Origin of the sequence: Paraburkholderia sp. A1RI-2L (assembly GCF_048957375.1) — a bacterium.
Taxonomy (GTDB): Bacteria; Pseudomonadota; Gammaproteobacteria; order Burkholderiales; family Burkholderiaceae; genus Paraburkholderia.
Genome location: NZ_JARBTA010000003.1, coordinates 381,465 through 400,892 on the forward strand (window position 1 = coordinate 381,465; position 19,428 = coordinate 400,892).

21 protein-coding genes are annotated in these 19,428 nt (G+C 64.0%); 13 read left to right on the forward strand and 8 right to left on the reverse strand.

Features of this window, described 5'->3' with window-relative positions; all coding sequences use genetic code 11:
• The first annotated feature begins 20 nt into the window (after positions 1-20).
• Positions 21-893, forward strand: a complete 873-nt coding sequence (locus tag PWP93_RS24875; protein WP_421046435.1) for a LysR substrate-binding domain-containing protein — start codon at positions 21-23, stop codon at positions 891-893.
• Between the two features lie 134 nt (positions 894-1,027).
• On the opposite strand, the gene PWP93_RS24880 is transcribed toward PWP93_RS24875, so the two are convergent.
• The gene (locus tag PWP93_RS24880) at positions 1,028-2,290 is read right to left on the reverse strand and encodes a cation:proton antiporter (RefSeq protein WP_421046436.1); all 1,263 of its coding nucleotides are present in this window, start codon (positions 2,288-2,290) and stop codon (positions 1,028-1,030) included.
• Positions 2,291-2,523: 233 nt separating this feature from the next.
• Positions 2,524-3,573, reverse strand: coding sequence for a GSU2403 family nucleotidyltransferase fold protein (locus PWP93_RS24885; RefSeq protein WP_421046437.1), 1,050 nt, complete (start codon positions 3,571-3,573; stop codon positions 2,524-2,526).
• A gap of 270 nt (positions 3,574-3,843) precedes the next feature.
• On the opposite strand from PWP93_RS24885, the gene PWP93_RS24890 reads away from it, so the two are divergent.
• A complete protein-coding gene (locus PWP93_RS24890; protein WP_035525651.1) occupies positions 3,844-4,779 on the forward strand; it encodes a LysR family transcriptional regulator in 936 nt (311 codons plus the stop codon).
• Positions 4,780-4,797: 18 nt separating this feature from the next.
• On the opposite strand, the gene PWP93_RS24895 is transcribed toward PWP93_RS24890, so the two are convergent.
• The 3 genes from PWP93_RS24895 to PWP93_RS24905 form a co-directional block, all read right to left on the reverse strand.
• The gene (locus tag PWP93_RS24895; protein ID WP_421046438.1) at positions 4,798-5,682 is read right to left on the reverse strand and encodes a sigma-70 family RNA polymerase sigma factor; all 885 of its coding nucleotides are present in this window, start codon (positions 5,680-5,682) and stop codon (positions 4,798-4,800) included.
• Positions 5,679-6,155 (reverse strand): carboxymuconolactone decarboxylase family protein, encoded by a 477-nt coding sequence (locus PWP93_RS24900; protein WP_421046439.1) that lies wholly within the window; start codon positions 6,153-6,155, stop codon positions 5,679-5,681. The genes PWP93_RS24895 and PWP93_RS24900 overlap by 4 nt, the downstream gene beginning before the upstream one ends.
• 95 nt (positions 6,156-6,250) lie before the next feature.
• Positions 6,251-6,766 (reverse strand): GNAT family N-acetyltransferase, encoded by a 516-nt coding sequence (locus tag PWP93_RS24905; protein ID WP_421046440.1) that lies wholly within the window; start codon positions 6,764-6,766, stop codon positions 6,251-6,253.
• Positions 6,767-6,802: 36 nt separating this feature from the next.
• Here PWP93_RS24905 and PWP93_RS24910 point away from each other — a divergent pair, with 36 nt between their 5' ends.
• The 3 genes from PWP93_RS24910 (at position 6,803) to PWP93_RS24920 (ending at position 9,848) form a co-directional block, all read left to right on the forward strand.
• Positions 6,803-7,372, forward strand: a complete 570-nt coding sequence (locus tag PWP93_RS24910) for a helix-turn-helix domain-containing protein (protein WP_421027682.1) — start codon at positions 6,803-6,805, stop codon at positions 7,370-7,372.
• Positions 7,373-7,496: 124 nt separating this feature from the next.
• On the forward strand, positions 7,497-8,174 hold the full coding sequence (locus PWP93_RS24915) for an alpha/beta hydrolase (protein ID WP_421046441.1): 678 nt from the start codon (positions 7,497-7,499) through the stop codon (positions 8,172-8,174).
• A gap of 51 nt (positions 8,175-8,225) precedes the next feature.
• Entirely contained in the window at positions 8,226-9,848 is a 1,623-nt protein-coding gene (locus PWP93_RS24920; RefSeq protein ID WP_421046442.1) for an AAA family ATPase, read from the forward strand.
• Positions 9,849-9,899: 51 nt separating this feature from the next.
• On the opposite strand, the gene PWP93_RS24925 is transcribed toward PWP93_RS24920, so the two are convergent.
• Complete coding sequence (locus PWP93_RS24925; protein ID WP_421046443.1) at positions 9,900-11,135, reverse strand: NADH:flavin oxidoreductase/NADH oxidase family protein; 1,236 nt, start codon at positions 11,133-11,135, stop codon at positions 9,900-9,902.
• Positions 11,136-11,203: 68 nt separating this feature from the next.
• On the opposite strand from PWP93_RS24925, the gene PWP93_RS24930 reads away from it, so the two are divergent.
• The 6 genes from PWP93_RS24930 to PWP93_RS24955 all read left to right on the forward strand — a co-directional run bounded on the left by PWP93_RS24930 (position 11,204) and on the right by PWP93_RS24955 (position 16,172).
• The gene (locus PWP93_RS24930; RefSeq protein WP_421046444.1) at positions 11,204-11,629 is read left to right on the forward strand and encodes a MerR family transcriptional regulator; all 426 of its coding nucleotides are present in this window, start codon (positions 11,204-11,206) and stop codon (positions 11,627-11,629) included.
• A gap of 140 nt (positions 11,630-11,769) precedes the next feature.
• The gene (locus PWP93_RS24935) at positions 11,770-12,600 is read left to right on the forward strand and encodes an ATP-dependent Clp protease proteolytic subunit (protein WP_421046445.1); all 831 of its coding nucleotides are present in this window, start codon (positions 11,770-11,772) and stop codon (positions 12,598-12,600) included.
• A gap of 272 nt (positions 12,601-12,872) precedes the next feature.
• Positions 12,873-13,151 (forward strand): hypothetical protein, encoded by a 279-nt coding sequence (locus PWP93_RS24940; RefSeq protein ID WP_421027688.1) that lies wholly within the window; start codon positions 12,873-12,875, stop codon positions 13,149-13,151.
• A gap of 104 nt (positions 13,152-13,255) precedes the next feature.
• Entirely contained in the window at positions 13,256-14,413 is a 1,158-nt protein-coding gene (locus PWP93_RS24945) for a CaiB/BaiF CoA transferase family protein (RefSeq protein WP_421046446.1), read from the forward strand.
• A 54-nt stretch (positions 14,414-14,467) separates the two neighbouring features.
• Complete coding sequence (locus PWP93_RS24950) at positions 14,468-15,217, forward strand: electron transfer flavoprotein subunit beta/FixA family protein (RefSeq protein ID WP_421046447.1); 750 nt, start codon at positions 14,468-14,470, stop codon at positions 15,215-15,217.
• 10 nt (positions 15,218-15,227) lie between these two features.
• The gene (locus PWP93_RS24955) at positions 15,228-16,172 is read left to right on the forward strand and encodes an electron transfer flavoprotein subunit alpha/FixB family protein (RefSeq protein WP_421046448.1); all 945 of its coding nucleotides are present in this window, start codon (positions 15,228-15,230) and stop codon (positions 16,170-16,172) included.
• Between the two features lie 125 nt (positions 16,173-16,297).
• Here the strand turns inward: PWP93_RS24955 and PWP93_RS24960 are convergent, their stop codons facing one another.
• Both PWP93_RS24960 and PWP93_RS24965 read right to left on the reverse strand, forming a co-directional pair.
• Entirely contained in the window at positions 16,298-17,632 is a 1,335-nt protein-coding gene (locus PWP93_RS24960; RefSeq protein ID WP_421046449.1) for a sensor histidine kinase, read from the reverse strand.
• Positions 17,633-17,634: 2 nt separating this feature from the next.
• Positions 17,635-18,294, reverse strand: coding sequence for a response regulator (locus PWP93_RS24965; RefSeq protein ID WP_421027693.1), 660 nt, complete (start codon positions 18,292-18,294; stop codon positions 17,635-17,637).
• Between the two features lie 143 nt (positions 18,295-18,437).
• Here PWP93_RS24965 and PWP93_RS24970 point away from each other — a divergent pair, with 143 nt between their 5' ends.
• On the forward strand, positions 18,438-18,887 hold the full coding sequence (locus PWP93_RS24970) for a PepSY domain-containing protein (protein ID WP_421046989.1): 450 nt from the start codon (positions 18,438-18,440) through the stop codon (positions 18,885-18,887).
• Between the two features lie 64 nt (positions 18,888-18,951).
• Positions 18,952-19,419, forward strand: a complete 468-nt coding sequence (locus tag PWP93_RS24975; protein ID WP_421046450.1) for a DUF2271 domain-containing protein — start codon at positions 18,952-18,954, stop codon at positions 19,417-19,419.
• The last annotated feature ends 9 nt before the right edge of the window (positions 19,420-19,428 follow it).

A 19,428-nucleotide genomic window follows, 5' to 3' on the forward strand; every position in this document is an offset into this window, starting at 1 on the left:
TCACACCCGGTACTTCCTTCATGCGACGACTCCCGCCCCTCTACTCGCTCCAGATTTTCGAGGTGGTGGCCCGTTGCCGCAGTTTTACGCGCGCGGCGGACAACCTGTGCCTCACGCAAGGGGCGGTGAGCCGCCAGATTCTCGCGCTGGAGGACTATTACGGGTTTGCGCTTTTTATCCGCCACGTGAAGGGGCTCACGCTGACGTCGGAGGGGGAGCGGTTGCTGCCCACCGTCAAGGAGAGCTTTGCGCGCATCGAGGAGATTTCGCAGCGCTTGACCCGGCAGCGCACGGGGCTGGCGCTGAAGGTGCCCACTTGCGTCATGCGCTGGATGCTGCCGAGAGTCATGCGCTTTCAGGCCGATTATCCGGACCTTCAGGTGCAGATCACGACGACCTGGCAGCACGATGTCGACTTTCTGGTCGAGCCGTTCGATGCGGCAATCGTCTATGGATCTTCACCCGGCGCCGAGGTCTGCGCTGTTCCTTTGTTCGAGGAACGGCTGACGCCTGTCTGCTCGCCGGCGCTGCGGAAGAAGAACGCGCTAGGGAGTGCGGAGGATCTTGCGCAGCACACGCTGCTGCACCCGACCCGCGACCATCGCGACTGGAGGCTGTGGCTCGATCATGTCGGCGCACGCGACGTGAGCCCCGACGTCGGGCCGGAGTTCGAAACGCTCGATCTGGCCACGAACGCCGCCATGCAAGGCTTTGGCGTGGCGCTCGGCGACCGCACGCTCGTCAGCGAGGATGTGAGTGCGAGGCGTCTCGTCATGCCATTCGATGCGGCGATCGAAACCGGCGCGCGCTACTATTTCGTCTATTCCGAGTCCGCCGCGCAGCAGCCTAACGTGAAGATTTTCAGCGAGTGGATTGAGCAGCATCGGGAATAGCGTGCGGCCGGCGTATCGATCGGGCACCGAGGCGCGCGCTTCCTTGACCTGAAGGAATAGCGGTGTGCAGGAGCCGTCCGCAGACGCTCCCGGCACGTAGCCATCGTGCGTTTCGCGAGAGGCTGTGTTCCCGCCTATCCGCCGTTGCCGCTCACCCGGTCTGCTTCGGCTTCGGTGCCCGCGTGCTCCGGCGCGTAATCGCCGAGAGCGGTGATCGATTTCGCATACCGGCTAATCGATGGAAGCGCGGAGAGCCCATGAGCGACGATGCTGAGCAGGACCGTGGCCATGACCGCGAGCTTGATCGTCGACTCGCCAGGCAAGCCTTTTTCGCCTTCGAGATAGACGAGCCCGAGAACGATGGACGCGAGCCCTCGCGGGCCGAACCAGCCCATGAACAAAGTGGTCGGCCGGCTCAGATGGGTGCCTCGCAGCGCGATGGCCACCGGCACCATGCGGATCAACGTCAGGCTAAGCACGCCGTAGCCCACCACCGCGAAGTCGAACTGCGGCACGACGCCGGTAACCAGCAGGGCGAACAGGAAAAAGACGAAGTAGTTGAACAGTTGCCCCCACTCTTCGGTGAACTCGACGCTGTGCTTGCCGACGTCGTGGAAAGCAGCCTGGGTGGCGAGCCCTGCAACGAAGGCTGCGATGAACATGCTTGCGCCGGAGCTTTCCGCCGCGACCACGCATGCAAAGGGCAGGGTGACCACGCCCAGCTGCGCGGCTGGATTGGACATCCATTGCCGGCGCTGTGCGAGACTGAGCAGCCAGCCGCCGGCGAGCCCGATGCCTAGACCGATCAACGCGCCGTAACCCAACTGCTCGAGCATGAAGTGCGCGAGGACCGCGCCGCGTCGACCCATTTCGCTCGCCTCGGCCAGGGCAATGAAAAACATGAGAAATGGCACGGAGAGTCCGTCGTTGAGTCCCGCTTCCACGTTCAATGCCTGGCGGATTCGCGCAGGAACAAGCGGGCTGTTCACGATGATTTGACCGAGGCCCGCGTCGGTCGGCGCGAGGATCGATGCAAGAATGCCCGCCTCCGGCCAGCTCAGCGCCGGAAAGACGAGCCTGGCGCCAATCATGCCTAGCGCAATGGTGAGCAGCATGCCCACGCTGAGCAGGCGCGAAGGCAGATTGGCCTCGCCCTTGAGCATCGACAGACGAACCCGTGAAGCGTCGGTGAACAAGGTCATCACGAGGCCCAACTCGGCCATCATCAGCAGATCGTGGCGGCCGATCGCGAGTTCGTGAAGCGCTTCGCGAGAGAAGTGCATCAGCGCGCCAGCAGCGGCAAAGACGATTGGGGCAGTGAGAACCGTTCGCTCGAGGCGCCGGGATAACAGACTGTACAGAAAGACAGTCGCTATAAAGGCAGCGATGATGATCATCGATCGGCTCCTGCGTGCGGTGCACCGCGTCGTGGTCGACGGGAGTGGGCCCGTGTGCGAACACGGTGGCCCTGTGCACCATTCACGCTCAGCTCGCCGGAGCATCGCTTGATTCAAGTCAAGCACTTGTGCCGCTCGGCGCTCCCGCATTTGCCGCTGCCGTGACGTGCTGACTTGCGGCGAGCTATCTCATGGGCGGAGGCGTGCCCAGCAGCACAATCGCTTTCCCCCGCTTATCCACCCATAGCCGCTTCAAACTCCTCCAGCGCTCCCTCGTGCGCCTCGAGCAGACGCCGCACTTCAGGCAGTGCCCGGCGCACAGGCGCGCGGGCCGAATCGGGCAGGTCGGCGCATGCATCTTCGATATCGCCGCTGCGGTGCTCGCCGAGCATGGCGAGGAGCACGCAAGCCTGATGCACGTCTTTCTGCGATTTGACGAGCATGCTCGTGCGCAAGCGCGACACCAGCAGCTTGTGAATTGCAAAACGCGCCGGGTCCGGCACGCGCACCGGAACCGCGCCGTGCCGCGAAATGAGCGTGCCCATCTGCGACTTGCCGAGCAGATAGGCGAGGTAAGGCAATCCAGTTGCGTGCGCATCCAGTTCGGGCACCGCGACGGTCGGGAACGAGTCGTCTTCCGAAGGCACGAGCAGATCGACATGAAAACGCGTCGCGCCGGCCTGCTTGAACGAGGTCGATGGCGCGCCGCGCGTCATAGGCGGCACCTCCACGAAGGCGATGCCGGTCTCTTTCAGGATCGCGAGCAGGCCGCCCGTGGGCACGTGCTGCAACGCCAGTTGCCGTGCGCGGGCAATATCGACGTCTTCGGTTTCGTAGGCGAGCGACTTGATGCCGAGGCTATTGAGCAGCACCGCATAGGCATGCGAGCCGATGAGCACCGCGCCGGCCTGGAACAGGCCGTGGTTGTAGAGCACGCCCATCGTGGCGCAAGTCTTGTTATCGGCGATCTGGAAGCCGAGCTTCGCGAGTTCGCGAATGCGGTTCACGAGATCCTTGCTTTGCACGATGCGCTCGCGCATCGCCGCCACGCGCGCTTCCACCTCGGCGTCGCCTTGCGGGCCGCCAAGGCTTTCTTCCTGCTTCTTGCCCTCGGGGTTCATGAACTGGCGGGCGTAGTAGACGAGGCCCCCGCGCTTGTGCTCGAGTATCGTCCCCGGCGCGCCGATGAGCACGGTGTCCTGTGTGGCGGCCGCCTGCTCGACGTTCGCAAGCTGCGCGCAAAAAGCCTGGTCGTGACGTTGGTAAAGCGGTGAGCCGAGCATGTCCGGAGCCGTTTTCAGTAATTTTTCACATTTTACTGAAATTATGGATGGGCGGAGATTTCAGTAATTTTTTGGAAATTACTGAAAGCCGTGCGCCAGCGGTGCAAGGGGGGCCGTCCATGCGGGCCATGAATCCCGACATCAATGGTGCCGCAATTGGCGCGGGCGTTCGGCGGGTAGAATGCGCATCAACGGCGCGGGGCCAATCTCCGGGTCAAAAGAACACGGCGGGAACAGCCAGGAACAGGGCGGAGGCGCGGCAAGGTGGTAATCGATTATTTTTTGGCGATTCGGGCATTTCTTCAGTCCGCGGAGCTGGGCAGCTTCAGCAAAGCGGCCGAGCGGATCGAGGTTAAAACGTCCACGGTCTCGCGCTATATCTCCGAACTCGAAGCCGATCTTGGCGTCTCGCTGTTCAATCGGTCGACGCGCGGCCTCACGCTGACCGAGGGCGGGCGCGTCTTTCGCGAGCGCGCGCTGCGCGTGATGCAAAGCCTCGACGAGGCGCGCGAGGCCGCTTCGTCGCTCAATAGCGCGCCGCAGGGTGTGCTGCGCGTCACCATGCCCACGTCGTTCGGGCGCAGGCACGTGATCCGCCATTTGCCCGAATTCATGGCGCGTTACCCCAAGATCAGCGTCGACGCGATCCTGACCGACGAGATCGTGAACATCATCGAGGCCGGCATCGACGTGGCCGTGCGCATCGGCGTGCTTCCCGACTCGCAGCTGATGGCAAAGCAACTCGCCACGCACCGGCGCATCGTCTGCGCGAGCCCCGAATACCTGTCGCGGCGCGGGCATCCCGCCACGCCCGCGGAACTCGCCTCGCACGAGGCCATCCGCTTTCCGCTGACCGCCGAGGACAAGTGGGTCATCGTGAGTCCCTCGGGCCGCAGCAGTTCGGGCGAGGTCACGGTGAAGCTCGGCGGACGCTTGCGCGTCGACGACACCGAAGCCGTGCTCTCGCTCGCGCTGGCCGGCATGGGCGTCGCGCTGCTGCCCGAGTGGGCTGCGGGCGGAGCGCTGCGCGAGGGCAAGCTCGTGCGCCTGCTGCCCGGCTGGGAGGCGCGCACCTCCACCGCGACGCCGGGTGTGTGGGGCGTTTATCCGCCCCGGAAAACCGTCTCGCCGAAGGTGCGCGCGTTTCTGGACTTCTTCGCGGGGCTCTACGCGCGCGAGGGCTACTGGCAGGAGCCGTCTGCTTGAGGCCGATGTCGCCAATGGTCAGTGCAGGTGCCGCAGCTTGTCCGGATTGCGCATGACGTAAATGGCGGCGATCTTGCCGTTCTCGATTTCCAGCGCGGTCGTCTGCAACTCCCCATCGGCTTCTAGCGTGACGAAGCCGGGCAGCCCGTTGATGAAACCCGCGCGCACGAGTGTCGAGCCGTTCTTGCGGAACAGCTCCGCCAGATGCGCGTGCACTTTCATCACCGACTCGAAGCCGAACAGCGGCTTGGGCGCTGCGGAGCGCTTGCCGCCGCCATCCGCATGCAGGCTCACGTCGGTGGCCAGCATGGCGCCGAGCGCGCTCATGTCGCCGCTGCGCGACGCGGCGAAAAATGCCTCCGCCAATTCCAGGCCGCGCGCCTTCTCCACGTGAAAACGCGGGCGCGACTCGCGCACATGGGTGCGCGCCCGCGCCGCGAGCTGGCGGCACGCGGCCGGCTCGCGCTGGATGGTGGCGGCGACTTCGTCGAAGTCGAGGCCGAACACGTCGTGCAGCAGGAACGCCGCGCGCTCGAGCGGCGAGAGCCTCTCCAGCGCGAGCATCAGCGGCAGCGTGACGTCGTCCTGATCGTCCTCTTCGACGACCGGCTCGGGCAGCCACGGGCCCACATAGGTTTCGCGCTGATGCCGCGCGGACTTGAGCTGATCGAGGCACATGCGCATCACCATGCGGCGCAGGAAGGCCTCGGGCACGCGCACCTCCGTGCGATCGACCTGCATCCAGCGGATGAACGCGTCCTGCACGATGTCCTCGGCGTCGGCCACGGAGCCGAGCATGCGGTACGCCACGCGGATCAGTTTGCGCTGCAGCGGGTCGAAGCTCGCTGCGGAGTCGCCGGCGTCCCCCGGGTTTTCAGGGTCGCTCAGGCCGGTGTCCGTCATGCGGCGGCCTTCGTTGCCATGGCTTTCGCCGCCGCCGGATCGACCCACAGGCCGAAGCCGACTGCGAGCCGGTTCCAGCCGTTGATCACGTTGATCACCAGCGTGAGTTTCACCTGTTCTTCCTGAGTGAAGTGGTCGTTGAGCGCGGCGCGGGCGCGCTCGATTGCATCATGGCCTTCGGAAATGCGCGTGAGCGCCTCGGTCCACGCAAGCACCGCGCGTTCGCGCTCGCTGTAGCAGGGCGCTTCGCGCCAGGCCGAGAGCAGGTAGATGCGTTGCTCGGTCTCGCCTGCCTCGCGCGCATGGGCCGTGTGCATGTTAATGCAATTGGCGCAGGCGTTGATTTGCGAGGTGCGGATCTCCACGAGCGCGACGAGGCTGCGGTCGAGGCTGCCGGCAATGGCCAGCGAGGCGCCCATCCAGGACTTCATTTGAGCGGGGGCGGCGGCGAACGGGTCGAGCTTGGCAGTCATGGTTCCATCTCCTTTCGTTGGGTTCCATTGACATGACGAGCGAGCCTGGCCCGTGTGTGACATCGGGGCGAAAAAATTTTGGCGGGCGGGGCGCATCAATCCCCTGGCGTCGGCCGCGTGTCGAGCCTGAGTTGCATGAATGCCAGATCGAGCCACGCGCCGAACTTCATGCCCACCTCCTTCATATGCCCCACGTGCTCGAACCCGAGCTTCTCGTGCAACGCGATAGAGCCCGCATTGTTCGCCTCGATGCCGGCCACCATCACGTGCTTGCCGATCGCGCGCGCCCGGCCGATCAACGCTTCCATGAGCGCCACGCCGATGCCGCGCCCGCGCTGGTCGTTGCGCACGTAGACCGAGTGCTCGACCGTATGCCGATAGCCGTCGAAGGCGCGCCAGTCGCCGAACGAGGCATAGCCGAGCACCGCCTGCTGAGCGTCGACAGCGACCAGCACCGGGTAGCCGGCCTCGCGCCGGTCGGCGAGCCATGCCGTGCGGTTGGCTGCATCGACCACGGTGTCGTTCCAGATCGCGGTCGTGTTCCGCACGGCGTCGTTATAGATCGCCGTGATACCGTCGATGTCCTCGGGTCCCGCGTCGCGAATGTTCATGGCCGCCTCTTCGTTGAATCTACTATAATGGAACAAGTGTACACGATATTAGACAACATAGATCAACGCATCGGCACGCGCATTCGAGGCGAGCGCGAGGGGCGCGGCTGGTCGCTCACCGACCTCGCGGCCCGATCCGGCGTCTCGCGCGCCATGATCCACAAGATCGAGCGCGGCGAGAGCAGCCCGACGGCGTCGCTGCTCGCGAAGCTGGCAGGGGCGTTCGGCATGAGCATGTCGGCGCTGCTGGCGCTCGCGGAACTGGAAGAGGGGCGCCTCTTGCGCGCGGCGGATCAGCCGATGTGGATCGATCCGCAAAGCGGGTATGTACGGCGTCACCTGTCGCCGAAGTCGGCGGCACCGCTCAATCTCGTGGAAATCGATTTGCCGCCCGGTGCGGAGATTCCGATGCCGGCTTCCGCCTATTTGCACACGCGGCAATTGATCTGGGTGCTGGCCGGCAATCTGGTCTTTATCGAAGCGGGCGAGCGCCATGACCTGGGCGCGGGGGATTGCCTCGATCTGGGACCGCCCGGCGATTGTGTATTCAAGAACGAAAGCGCGCACTTGTGCCGGTATGCCGTGATCGTTTTTCAGAAGGGCTGATTGCGGGACTGGAATTCCTTCCTTTTGTATCGCGTTGTGATATATGATATATCACAATAGCCGCAACATCCAACAACAGCCGGGGCGATCTCGGCGGCGATCCGCATTCACCTTCAGGTCCGTCATGTTCGATCCCTCGCTGTTCGGTCGCCTGTCCTTTGCTCAAGCCGAGCCGACCCAAGGCCGATTGCCGCCGGGCCGCCATCATCTCGGGCTCGCCGATGAGCGCGATGCCGTATTGTTCGTGCCGCCGGGCATCGATGACGATGCGCCCGTTGCGCTCTTCGTGATGTTTCATGGCGCGGGCGGCTTTCCGGAGAAGGTGTTGCCTTTTATCGAAGAGCATGCGTGCCAGCACAAGTTTCTGGTCCTCGCGCCGCATTCGACTTACCCGACGTGGGACATCGTGATTGGCGGCAACGGCCCCGATCTTGAGCGGCTGTGCGAGGCGCTCACGCAGGTTTCGTCGCGCTACCGCATCGATCCGGGCCGCCTTGCGTTCGCGGGATTTTCGGATGGCGCGAGTTACGCGCTTTCGATCGGCGTGACGAATGGCGATATCGTGAGCCACGTGATCGCGTTTTCCGGCGGCTTCATGTCGATTTTCATGCAGGAAGGCGCGCCGAAGGTGTTCATCGCTCACGGTCTTGTCGACGAGCAGCTGCCGATCGAAACGAGCGGCCGCGCCAATGCCGCAAGATTGCGCGCAGCCGGATACGATGTTCAGTACATCGAATTCAATGGCTTGCACGTGGTTCATCCGCCCATCGTCAGCATGGCAATCGAATTCTTCCTGAAATGACGCGCGAGTCCGCTGCCGCAATGGCGGCGGCAATGAACGGGGGTCTTGCCCATGGATTTTGAAATACCGGAATCGCTGATTCATCCATTGCTCGGGATGATCGAGACCGAATCGCTGCTCGCCATGCGGCTCAAGGAGCATGGCGTGTGCCACGGCAACATGATCGTGTCGAGCAAGCTGTTCGACGCGCGTTCGCTCAATACGCTCTACGCGTTGAGCAAGACGCAGAACGAACGCATGCTGATGTTTCAGATGCTGGCGCTCGACAATATCTACAACGCGCCGCAGGCGCGCGTCATTCCCGCATTGGACCAGCTGGTGCCGGGCCTCGTCGCGTACCTGTCGCGCGACGCCATCGATGGCTGGCTTTACCAGCGCAACAAGGACGGCACGCTGCTGCCGTGGCTCGTGCACCGGATTCGCTACGTGGAGCCGGAGCAGGGTGCGCCTTATGTGGTGGTCGACATGCTGGCCAATACGATGCTGTCGGCCAATTCGGAGCTGACCGACTATCACAAACGCCGCTCGGGCATGACCACCTCACTCGTGATCAATCGCCACGATATCGTCAATCGCACGATTCCGGAGCTGCTGGCCGAGTTTGGCTTCTACAAGGAATGCGCGGAGTTCAAAACCGAATACGAGCAGCACGCGCAGCGCTTTCTTGAGTTTCAGCGCCGCTTTGGCGCGCAGTTCGTCGTGACGAAGGCTGCGTTCACGGTGAACGAGAAAGGCGCGGTGGAGCTGACGCGCATCGTCGACGGCGTCGTCGCCAAGTGCGTGAACGACGAGGAGCGGCTCGAGCGCCGCTTCGAAATGATTTGCGATCCCGAATTCTGGCGCGGCGCCGGCATTGCCGCAGGTTTCGAAAAAATTCCGCTGCACGGCTATGTTCACCTGTTCCACCTGGAATGGCATCGTGATATCTGGGTGCACGTGCAGCACATGGAGGCGTATCGCTACCAGCCCGAGTTGCGCGACAAGCTGGTGTTGCCGGCCCACCATCACGATCTGATCGACATTCTCACGTCGAACATGAACATGTTCGTGCAGGACGTCGTGCCGGGCAAGTCGGGCGGCACGACGATACTCTGCCAGGGTGCGCCGGGCCTCGGCAAGACGCTGACTGCCGAGGTTTATGCGGAAGTGGTTGGCAAGCCGCTCTATCGCGTGCATTCGGGGCAGCTCGGAACCACGGCGGCTTCGGTGGGCGCGGCACTCTCGACCATTTTGCGGCGTGCGATGCGCTGGGACGCCGTTCTTCTGCTCGACGAAGCCGACGTCTATATCCGCAGGCGCGACAATGATCTCGAACACAACGCGATCGTCGCGGAGTTCCTGCGCACGCTCGAGTATTTCAACGGGCTGCTGTTCATGACCACCAATCGCATCGACGATGTCGACGATGCGATTCTCTCGCGCTGCATCGCGACGATTCACTACGAAACACCGCCGAAAGCCGACGCGGTCTGCCTCTGGAAAGTGCTTGCGGAACAGTTCGGCGCGGCGCTCGGCGATGACGTGATCGAGACGCTCACGCAGACGTATCCGAACGCGAGCGGCCGCGACATCAAGGAGTTGTTGAAGCTCGTCACGCGCTATTGCAAGGCCAAAGGGATTCCCGTTTCGGAGGACGCATTCCGGTTGTGCGCGAGCTTTCGCGGGCACGCCTGAGCCTTGCGTCGTCGAACGTCGTCGAGCGCGGTTCAGTGGATTCAAGCGGAGTCAAGCGCGGGCCTGCCGCCACTGCAGATATCGCGCGGTCAGCTTGCGCGTGCGAAGCTGATCGGTCACGAGGCTGTAGAGCGGCGAATAGCTGCGCCCCGGCCGTCTGCCTGCTGCGATGACGCGCAGCCGGCGCTTGGCGAGCGCCATGGTCGCGAGCCCGGCCACGGCCTTGTCCCGCCAGTCGACCACGGCCAGCGGCGCATCGACGGCTTGCCCGTCGCGCCAGCGCCTGGGCAGATCCGGCACGCAAGCGAGCGCGCTCGCCATGCCGACCACGGCCACGCCTTCCGCAAGCACGGCCTCGGCCACCGCTTTCCGGCGAATGCCGCCTGTGGTCATGACCGGCATGCGTGCGACCGCTGCAATCTCCTGGGCAAAGCTCAGGAAATACGCCTCGCGCGCGAGCGTGCGGCCGTCCGCGGTGCGCCCCTGCATTGCGGGGCTTTCGTAGCTGCCGCCCGAGAGCTCGACCAGATCGACGGCCTCGAGGTTGAGCCATAGCACGATCTGCCGCGCGTCCGCTTCGGAAAATCCGCCGCGCTGGAAGTCGGCGGAATTGAGCTTGATCGCCACGGCGAACGACGCGCCAACGCGCGCGCGCACCGCCCGCACGACCTCCAGCAGCAGCCTTGCGCGGTTTTCGAGCGCGCCGCCCCAGGCGTCGTCGCGCCGGTTGGTGAGCGGAGAGAGAAACTGCGACAGCAGATAGCCGTGCGCGGCGTGGATCTGCACGCCGTCGAAGCCAGCTTGCTGTGCGGCTTGCGCGGTATTCGCGAAGCGTTCGATCACCTCGTGAATGTCCGCTTCGGTCATCGCGCGCGGCTGCGCGAACAGTTTGCTGTGCTTCCCGAGATCGACCGGCACGGCCGAAGGCGCCCACGCATCGCGCCCCATCGCCGCGATGACCTGCCGCCCGGGATGATTGATCTGCATCCAGATCCGCGCGCCGTGCTTGCGCGCGCCGGCCGCCCAGCGCCTGAATGGCTCCAGCGGCGTGCCCCGCTCCAGCACGACGCCGCCCGGACCGGTCAGCGCGCGGCCGTCGATCATCACGTTGCCGGTGATCAGCAAGCCCGCGCCGCCCGCGCCCCAGGCCTCGTAGAGACGCCATAGCGCCGCGCCCGGAAGCTGGCCGGCGTCGGCGAGATTTTCTTCCATCGCCGCCTTGGCGATGCGATTGGGCAGGGTGCCGCCGTTGGGCAGCGCGAGCGGAGCGAACAGTGAAGTAGCCATCGATTGACCTTTTCAGCGCGGGTGACTGGCATATACTAAGTTTCAAGTTCACTTGAAGGTCAAGCAACATGAAGATCGGCGAATTGGCGACGCGCACGGGCTTGGCGGCTTCGGCCATCCGCTTCTACGAGCAGAGCGGCCTGCTGCCGCCGGCGCACCGTGGCGCGAACGGCTACCGCATTTACGACGAAGCGGCCGAGGAGCGGCTCAGGCAGATTCAATTGGCGCAGCGGCTGGGCTTCTCGCTGGAGGACATGCGCGCGGCAGTCGAGGAAATGCAGGGCTTCTCGAAGGAGGCGCTGCTCGGGCGCATCGAGCAGCGTCTGCAGGAGATCGATGCGCTGCGCACGCGGCTCGACGAACAGCGCACTGCGCTGCTGGACGTGCGCAAGGCGCTGCAGACCGAATGGGCGGCTGGGCGCTGCGTCAAGATGGAGCGGTTCGAAGCACCGGCGTCTGCTCCGGCGAAGCGGCCCCGAACGAAGCGCGGTTGAATTTCGCACGACGCATGCATTCCCCATCGACGAACACCGGGCACCCAACAGCGGGAGATGCGGCGGCACAACGCTGGATCCTGCGGTTATCGTGCTGGTTTTGTTTCGTCATGCTGATGTTTCCAGGTGCCGCGCCAGGGATGGACTTCAAGATTGCCACCCAGCCACAGCTCAAGCTGAAAATGGTGATCGGCGAGGGGAAGATTCAGGACGGCGATGCACAGAGGTTTCTGGCGGCCGCAAAATTGGCCGACCGTGACGACGAAGGGCTCGTCATTCTTGTTTTAAATAGTCCCGGCGGAAACGTCGAGGCTGCTTTCCGAATCGTCGATGCGATGGATAAAGTCCGCGTCTATACCCTGGTTCCAGATAATGCCAGGTGCGCATCTGCTTGCGCTTCCATCCTGTTCGCTTCAGGAGAGCGCCGAAGCGTAGTGGGTACGGGGCGGCTCGGTTTCCACAGTTGCTACCGGCGCGATAAGAGAAACTACGCCACCGACTCGCTTTGCAACGAAATAATCGCGGCAAACGCCATGCAAAGGGGCGTCAGCCAGGCCGCCATCAATCGTTTCGTCAAGCAATACGGCGCGCAAGACATGGCATGGGTCGGACGCGATGTCGCCTGCAAGTCGCTGCAGGGGCTCTGCAGGCCGGGACTGCCGGAAACGCAATCCGCGGCGAAGACGGCCCTAGCGCGAAGTCTTGATTGCAACACGCTGATATCCGTTCAAGCGCGGCTTATTTGCGGGGATGCGGAGCTTACCCGCCTCGATAGCATATTGGCAGAAACCTATAATCAAAAACTAAAAGCATCATCTAACAAGGCGCAATTGCGGGCGGAACAACGAGCATGGCTTCGAAATTCCCGCAATGTGTGTAGCGATAAAGCTTGTCTGCTAAGAAGCTATCGTCTTCGCATCGACGAGCTAAAGCGAATTCATGAGCGTAGCGCGCCAGCGGCCGAGAAATAGCAGGATCATCACGGCCCTGAGGCACGCGGCAATCAGCGACTCGCACTTGCTTTTAGCTCGCACGATATTGGTGTGCAGCGCTGTGGCTTTCCCTTCCCGATGATCTGGTTAGCAAAGCCGTCTGTTCCCCCAAGGAGACCGCTGCGTGCTACAGCCCCCCCATTTGCAGGGGGGTGGAGGGGCCGCGCGGTCGCTATGCTGAGGTCTGGCAAGTGTGCATCGGCGATTCGCTGCATGCAGCCTCATGAACGGAGCAGGGCGGGAGATAAGCGATGGCGAGTCACAAAGGGGCGCATGGAAGGTCGTTGCGCGCGGCAATCGAGAAGTGGCTGGCGCCGGAACCCGCAGCCGAGGTCGTGCTGACCCGCGTTCAGCCATGCCGCTCGACGCCGTGGCGCTGCGTGCGCGTCGAGACCGCGAGGCCGTCCGGCGGCTACGCCATCGTGTTCTTCCGGCACCACGACGGCTCGTGGTGCGTGTTTCCTCCGCCGTTTACGCGTCCGGCGATGGGCGGCGGCTACCCGCAGCCCGCCCTTTGCGCCACCCAATAAGGGGGGGCACGCGCATGCCTCCAACTGGCTTACTTGAGTGGGTGTAGCGGTTGCTCGTGACGGCGGCAATCGCCAGACAAGTCCAAACATAACGGAGACAAACAATGGGTGTGCTGAGCGGAATTCGCGTACTCGAATTCGAGGCGATTGGCCCCGCCCCATTCGCGGTGATGATGCTGGCCGACATGGGCGCCGACGTCATGCGCATCGACCGGCCCGTCGCGCCGGACGATCTCGGCCCGAAACGCGAGGGCAAGCTCATCAACGTCGTGGGCCGTGGCCGGCGCTCCGTCACGCTCGATCTCAAGGACTCGCAGGCCTGCGAAGCCGCGCTCGACCTGATGTCGCGCGCCGACGTGGTGATCGAAGGCTTCCGGCCGGGCACGATGGAGCGCCTCGGCCTCGGGCCGCAGCAGGGACTCGCGCGCAATCCGCGGCTCGTCTACGGCCGCATGACGGGCTGGGGGCAGACCGGGCCGCTCGCCGCGCGCGCGGGCCACGATCTGAACTACATCGCGCTCTCGGGCGTGCTCTCGGGCATCGGCCGCGGCGCGGACAGCGCGCCGGTGCCGCCGCTGAATCTGGTGGGCGACTATGGCGGTGGCGGTATGCTGCTGGCGCTCGGTGTGGTGGCCGCATTGCTGAACGTGCAGCGCGGCGGCGAAGGCCAGGTCGTGGACGCCGCCATGATCGAGGGCGCCGCGCAACTGGGCTCCGTGATCTGGGGCCTGCTCGGCTCCGGCTATTGGCGCGAGGAGCGCGGCAGCAATCTGCTCGACGGCGGAACGCCCTGGTACGACAGCTACCGCACGCTCGACGACCGCTACATGTCGGTTGGCGCCGTGGAGGCGCGCTTCTACGCGCAGTTGCTCGACAAGCTCGGGCTCGCCGGCGAAGACCTGCCGAAGCAGCATGACCGCCGTGGCTGGCCGATCCTGCGCGAGCGCTTCGCAGCCGTGTTCCTGACCCGCACGCGCGACGAATGGAGCGCCGTTTTCGAAGGCAGCGATGCGTGCGTCGCGCCGGTTCTCGACTTTTCGGAAGCGCCGCATCACCCGCATCACCGTGCACGCGGAAGCTTCGTGGAGTCGGCTGGCGTGGTCCAGCCCGCACCCGCACCGCGCTTTTCCGCCACGCCGTCGAAGCTTTCCGCACCCGCGCCCGCGCGCGGCGAGGGCGGCCGCGAAGCGCTGCGCGCCTGGGGCTTCAACGACGATGCGGTGGCGCGCCTGGGCGAGAAGGGCTTGGGCTGCAACGCCTGAGCGCCTGCGCTTCGCTAGATAGTAAGGATTGGAAATGAATTTTTGGAGACAAACATGAAGGTGTTGGTAGCAGTCAAACGGGTCGTTGATTTCAACGTCAAGGTCCGGGTCAAATCGGATGGCACGGGCGTCGATCTCGCGAACGTCAAAATGAGCATCAATCCGTTCGACGAGATCGCCGTTGAGGAAGCTGTGCGCCTGAAAGAGAAGGGCGTGGCGACCGAGGTCGTTGTCGTTTCGTGCGGCGCGAGCGCTTGCCAGGAAGTGCTGAGAACCGCCATGGCGCTCGGCGCCGACCGCGGCGTGCTGATCGAATCGGATGCCGAGTTGCAGCCGCTGGCCGTGGCCAAGCTGCTCAAGGCATTGATCGACAAGGAGCAGCCGCAGCTCGTGATTCTCGGCAAGCAGGCAATCGACGACGATTGCAACCAGACCGGGCAGATGCTTGCCGCGCTGATGGGTGCGGGTCAGGCCACGTTCGCCAGCAAGGTCGAGATCGCCGATGGCCAGGCCGTGGTCACGCGGGAAATCGACGGCGGCCTCGAAACTGTCAAGCTCGCGCTGCCGGCCATCGTCACGACCGATTTGCGCCTGAACGAGCCGCGCTATGCCACGCTCCCGAACATCATGAAGGCAAAGAAAAAGCCGCTGGACACGGTAACGCCCGAGCAACTGGGCGTGGACGTCGAGCCGCGCCTGAAGACGCTCAAGAGCACGGAGCCCGCCGGGCGCAGCGCGGGCGTGAAGGTGCCCGACGTGGCCACGCTGATCGCAAAACTGAAGAACGAAGCCAAGGTAATTTGAGGGAACTGCAATGACTGCGCAAGGCAAAGTGCTGGTCGTGGCCGAACACGATCACGTTTCAATCAGGAACGCAACGCTCAACGCTGTGACCGCCGCGTTGCAATGCGGCGCCGAAGTTCATCTGCTGGTTGCCGGCCACAACGCCGGCGGCGCGGTGCAGGCCGCTGCGCGCATCGCGGGTGTCGAGCGCGTGCTGCACGCTGACGCGCCGCATCTGGCCGAGGCGCTCGCCGAGAATCTCGCGGCGCAGGTGGTGGCGCTAGCGCCGGCTTACGGCCACATCCTGTTTGCTTCGACGAGCACGGGCAAGAACGTCGCTCCGCGTGTGGCCGCGCTGCTCGACGTCGCCCAGGTCTCGGACATCACGCGCGTCGTGAGCGCCGATACCTTCGAGCGGCCGATCTATGCGGGCAACGTGATTGTTACGGTGAAAAGCAGCGATGCCGTGAAGGTCGTGACGGTCCGTGCGACTGCATTCGAAAGCGCGGCCTCGCAAGGCGGCGCGGCAGCGGTGGAGCAGGTGGCTGCCGTGGCGGATACGGGCCTTGCGAGCTTTGTCGGGCGCGTGGTTGCGAAGAGCGACCGTCCGGAGCTTGCCGATGCCCGCATCATCGTGAGCGGCGGCCGCGCCATGGGCAGCAGCGAGCGGTTCAACGAAGTGCTCACTCCGCTTGCCGACAAGCTGGGCGCGGCGCTTGGCGCATCGCGCGCGGCCGTGGATGCGGGCTTTGCGCCGAACGACTGGCAGGTCGGGCAGACCGGCAAGATCGTCGCGCCCGAGCTTTATGTGGCATGCGGCATTTCGGGGGCGATCCAGCACCTTGCGGGGATGAAGGATTCCAAGGTGATCGTCGCCATCAACAAGGATGGTGAAGCACCGATATTTAGCGTTGCTGATTATGGGCTCGAGGCAGATCTTTTCTCGGCGGTGCCCGAGTTGATCGCCGCGATATAAGGTTCCGCCTGCTTCGTGCAATGGCTTCGTGAAACTGGCCGGCGCGCTCTTCAGGCGCGCCGGCCTTGTGCTTTTATCGCCTGCCTTTGCATGCCACGTCGCGCCATCGTCGCGCAGCGCTCTCGCTAACTTAGCCCGAGCGTCAGTCCTTTGATCTCCACCTGAAAGCCGTCTGGCCATTCCGGTGCGGGCGAGCGCAGCGTGAGCGTCGCGCCTGCGGCTTTCACAATGGCATCGACGATCGCCAGCCCTAGCCCGCTGCCTTTCGCTACCGCTGCGCCACGCTCGAAGGGCGTAGTCAACCGTTCCAGCGTGTCGCCTTGAATTACAGGTCCACGATTCGCCACGCTGAACGTGCCATCGGACGACAGCGACACCCGTATGGATTCTTCCTGCGCGCCGTACTTCAGCGCGTTCTCGATCAGATTGCGCGCGACGATGGCGAACGCGTCCGGATCGATTCGTGAGCGCAGCGGATGCACCGGCAGGTCGAGCACGATTGCGTTCGCCCGCACGCCGCGTCGAAAGTCGTCGACGACGAGCGAGACGATGGGCCGCAAGTCCTGCGGCGTGTCCGCGAGCACGCGCCCGTCCTCGGCTCTTGCAAGCTGCATCAGCTTCTCGCTGATTCGCGACAAGGCGTGCAACGCGCTTTCCACATTGAGGGCGCGCTCACGCAGCGCTGCCGACGGCGCTTCGGCGATCAAACGTTGAGTCTGCGCGAGGGCGGCAGCAATCGGCGTACGAAGCTCATGCGCGCTGTTCGCAGTGATGCTGCGTTCGGCGGCCAGTGCGCGCTCGAGGCGTGCCATCAGATCGTTGACAGCGCTTGCAACCGGGACGATCTCGGTGGGCAGCGCACGCCTGTCGAGCGGTGACAAGTCGTTCTGGCCGCGTGCCGCGATGCTGCGGCAGAACCGGCGTATCGGTGTGAGCCCCCTGCGCACGATCAGCCAGATGCCAATGAGGCCGAGCGGCAGGAATACCGCAACGGCTCTGCCGACCGCCAGCGCGGCCTTGATTTGAGCGTGCCGTCGCGCCGTGAGCGGTTCGGCCACCAGCAGCGACATCGTGCCCTGCAGCCCGGTTTCCGCGTAGACGCGATGCGTTGCGGTCGAGACGAACCCGGTCTTCAGGTTCGGAGGGAAAACCGTTTCGTCTGCGTCGTGCGAGCGCAGCAGTGTCTTGCCCGTTCCGTCGCGCACGACGTAAGTGAGCAGTTCGACGTGCGGGCGCACCGCAGCGGTGCGGTGGTTCTCGTCGCCATCGGAGTCGCGCCCGAGAATATCCACGACCGCGAGCGGCAGCAGACGTTGTGCGGTTTCCTGCAGAGCGCTGTCCGACATGCGGTCGATTTCCTTGCTCAGCACGTGAAACGCAGCGCCCGCAGCGGCAAGCGACAACCCGACGAGCCCCGCCACGAGCGCGCAGGCGAGGCGGCCCTGAAGGCTTTTCAGCATCGCTATTCCTGCTTGAGGCGATAACCGAGGCCGCGCACGGTCTCGATCAATTCGGCGCCGAGCTTCTTGCGCAAGCGGCTCATATGTACCTCGATCGTGTTGCTTCCGATTTCGTCGTTGAATGAATACAGACTTCCTTCGAGCTGCGATTTCGACACGATCACGCCACGACGCTGGATCAGTGCTTCCAGTATTGCCCATTCGCTCGCGGTCAGGTCGATGCGCACGCCTTCACGCATCACGTTGCGTGTAGCCGTATCGATGCGCAGGTCGCCGAGTTTCACCAGCGGATTCGGATTGCCCGCGTATCGGCGCGCGACCGCATTCACCCGAGCCGACAGCTCGGCAAGATCGAAGGGCTTCACGAGATAGTCGTCCGCGCCGGCGTTAAGCCCGGCGATCCGATTCGCCACCTGGTCGAGCGCAGTGAGGATGATGACCGACACCGTTGAGCCCGCCGCCCGCAGCTCGCGCAGAAAATCAAGCCCACGGCCGTCCGGAAGCAGTAAATCGAGCAGGACCAGGTCGTAGTTCGCGGCCACCAGATGGCGGCGTGCGTCGGCCAGCGTGCCGACGAAATCGGTCGGGTGACCATCCTTTTCGATCTGGTCGCGTACTGCTTCTCCGAGCCACCGGTCATCCTCGACAAGCAGAACTCTCATGGAATAGCCCTGGTAAACGTCCTCGACGATTTTGCCACGTCAACCTGAAGCGAACATGACGGAAATTCTGCATGTCTGCAAGCTTCACTTCAGGTTCAGCAGGCATCGTAGAGCGCAACTACCCGAACGAGAGAGGTCATGCAATGAATCGTTCCCGATTTGCGAAACGCTGCGCCCTGGCATTTTTCGTACTTGGCAGCGCGGCCGGCATTGGCGCTGCTTCGGCAGGCGAAAGTTGCAGCAAGTTGCTTGCCGACTGGAGGCCGGTCGATGCCGTCTACGCAATGGCAGGGCAAAAACGCTGGCACATCGACAAGCTGAAGGTCGACGACGGCTGCTACCAGATCAAAGGCTCCGACGCCGACGGTCGACGATTCAAGGCGAAGCTCGACCCCGTCACGCTTGACGTGGTTCGCATCAAGCGCGAAGGCGATCACGACGACGAGGGCAAAGGGCATGACGACGACAAACATCGTCAGCGCCGCGAGACACCCGACAGTGCAGCCAGTGCCGTTGCAGCGCCGCCGTCGGCTGGTGCGCCAAGCGGCGGATTGTTGACGCCCGGATCGAAACCCGACGTGCAAATTCGTTAAGCCAGGACAGGCTGCGGAAAGACGTTTACTCATGTCAACCGCCGCCATAACCAGGAGGTCACCAATGAAACAGACATTGCCGATTGCTGCGCTCGCAGGCGCGCTGGCCGCACCGTTGCCGGCGTTCGCGCGCCAGGTCACGTTCGAAACCCAACTCACCAACTACGGCGGCGACGGTGCGTATGTCGTGATGTACGTCACCGACCAGGCGGGCCGCTATCAGGGAACGCTCTGGATGGCGGGCCGCGAAGCCAAATACTACAAGCATCTCGGCGATTGGCATCGCGCCACGGGAGGGACAGCGCGCCTCGACGGGATCACGGGCGCCAGCGTCGGCTCGGGCAAGACGCTGCGCGCGACACTCGACCTGTCCGACGCACTGCTCGATGCCGGCTATCAGATTCGCATTGACACGGCGGTCGAGGATATGAATGCCAACCCGTCCGAAATCATCGTGCCGCTGACCAGATCGGGGGCGGGCACGGCAACGAAAGGGCGTGGCTACGTGAAGACGTTCCGCTATTCGCTCTGATGGAGAGAG

What these genes read in the sequence shown, in the direction of transcription:
- PWP93_RS24875 (WP_421046435.1), top strand. Translation starts at nt 21, where the DNA reads ATGCGACGACTCCCGCCCCTCTACTCGCTCCAGATTTTCGAGGTGGTG.
- PWP93_RS24880 (WP_421046436.1), bottom strand. Translation starts at nt 2,290, where the DNA reads ATGATCATCATCGCTGCCTTTATAGCGACTGTCTTTCTGTACAGTCTG.
- PWP93_RS24885 (WP_421046437.1), bottom strand. Translation starts at nt 3,573, where the DNA reads ATGCTCGGCTCACCGCTTTACCAACGTCACGACCAGGCTTTTTGCGCG.
- PWP93_RS24895 (WP_421046438.1), bottom strand. Translation starts at nt 5,682, where the DNA reads ATGACGGACACCGGCCTGAGCGACCCTGAAAACCCGGGGGACGCCGGC.
- PWP93_RS24900 (WP_421046439.1), bottom strand. Translation starts at nt 6,155, where the DNA reads ATGACTGCCAAGCTCGACCCGTTCGCCGCCGCCCCCGCTCAAATGAAG.
- PWP93_RS24905 (WP_421046440.1), bottom strand. Translation starts at nt 6,766, where the DNA reads ATGAACATTCGCGACGCGGGACCCGAGGACATCGACGGTATCACGGCG.
- PWP93_RS24915 (WP_421046441.1), top strand. Translation starts at nt 7,497, where the DNA reads ATGTTCGATCCCTCGCTGTTCGGTCGCCTGTCCTTTGCTCAAGCCGAG.
- PWP93_RS24920 (WP_421046442.1), top strand. Translation starts at nt 8,226, where the DNA reads ATGGATTTTGAAATACCGGAATCGCTGATTCATCCATTGCTCGGGATG.
- PWP93_RS24925 (WP_421046443.1), bottom strand. Translation starts at nt 11,135, where the DNA reads ATGGCTACTTCACTGTTCGCTCCGCTCGCGCTGCCCAACGGCGGCACC.
- PWP93_RS24930 (WP_421046444.1), top strand. Translation starts at nt 11,204, where the DNA reads ATGAAGATCGGCGAATTGGCGACGCGCACGGGCTTGGCGGCTTCGGCC.
- PWP93_RS24935 (WP_421046445.1), top strand. Translation starts at nt 11,770, where the DNA reads ATGGACTTCAAGATTGCCACCCAGCCACAGCTCAAGCTGAAAATGGTG.
- PWP93_RS24940 (WP_421027688.1), top strand. Translation starts at nt 12,873, where the DNA reads ATGGCGAGTCACAAAGGGGCGCATGGAAGGTCGTTGCGCGCGGCAATC.
- PWP93_RS24945 (WP_421046446.1), top strand. Translation starts at nt 13,256, where the DNA reads ATGGGTGTGCTGAGCGGAATTCGCGTACTCGAATTCGAGGCGATTGGC.
- PWP93_RS24950 (WP_421046447.1), top strand. Translation starts at nt 14,468, where the DNA reads ATGAAGGTGTTGGTAGCAGTCAAACGGGTCGTTGATTTCAACGTCAAG.
- PWP93_RS24955 (WP_421046448.1), top strand. Translation starts at nt 15,228, where the DNA reads ATGACTGCGCAAGGCAAAGTGCTGGTCGTGGCCGAACACGATCACGTT.
- PWP93_RS24960 (WP_421046449.1), bottom strand. Translation starts at nt 17,632, where the DNA reads ATGCTGAAAAGCCTTCAGGGCCGCCTCGCCTGCGCGCTCGTGGCGGGG.
- PWP93_RS24965 (WP_421027693.1), bottom strand. Translation starts at nt 18,294, where the DNA reads ATGAGAGTTCTGCTTGTCGAGGATGACCGGTGGCTCGGAGAAGCAGTA.
- PWP93_RS24970 (WP_421046989.1), top strand. Translation starts at nt 18,438, where the DNA reads ATGAATCGTTCCCGATTTGCGAAACGCTGCGCCCTGGCATTTTTCGTA.
- PWP93_RS24975 (WP_421046450.1), top strand. Translation starts at nt 18,952, where the DNA reads ATGAAACAGACATTGCCGATTGCTGCGCTCGCAGGCGCGCTGGCCGCA.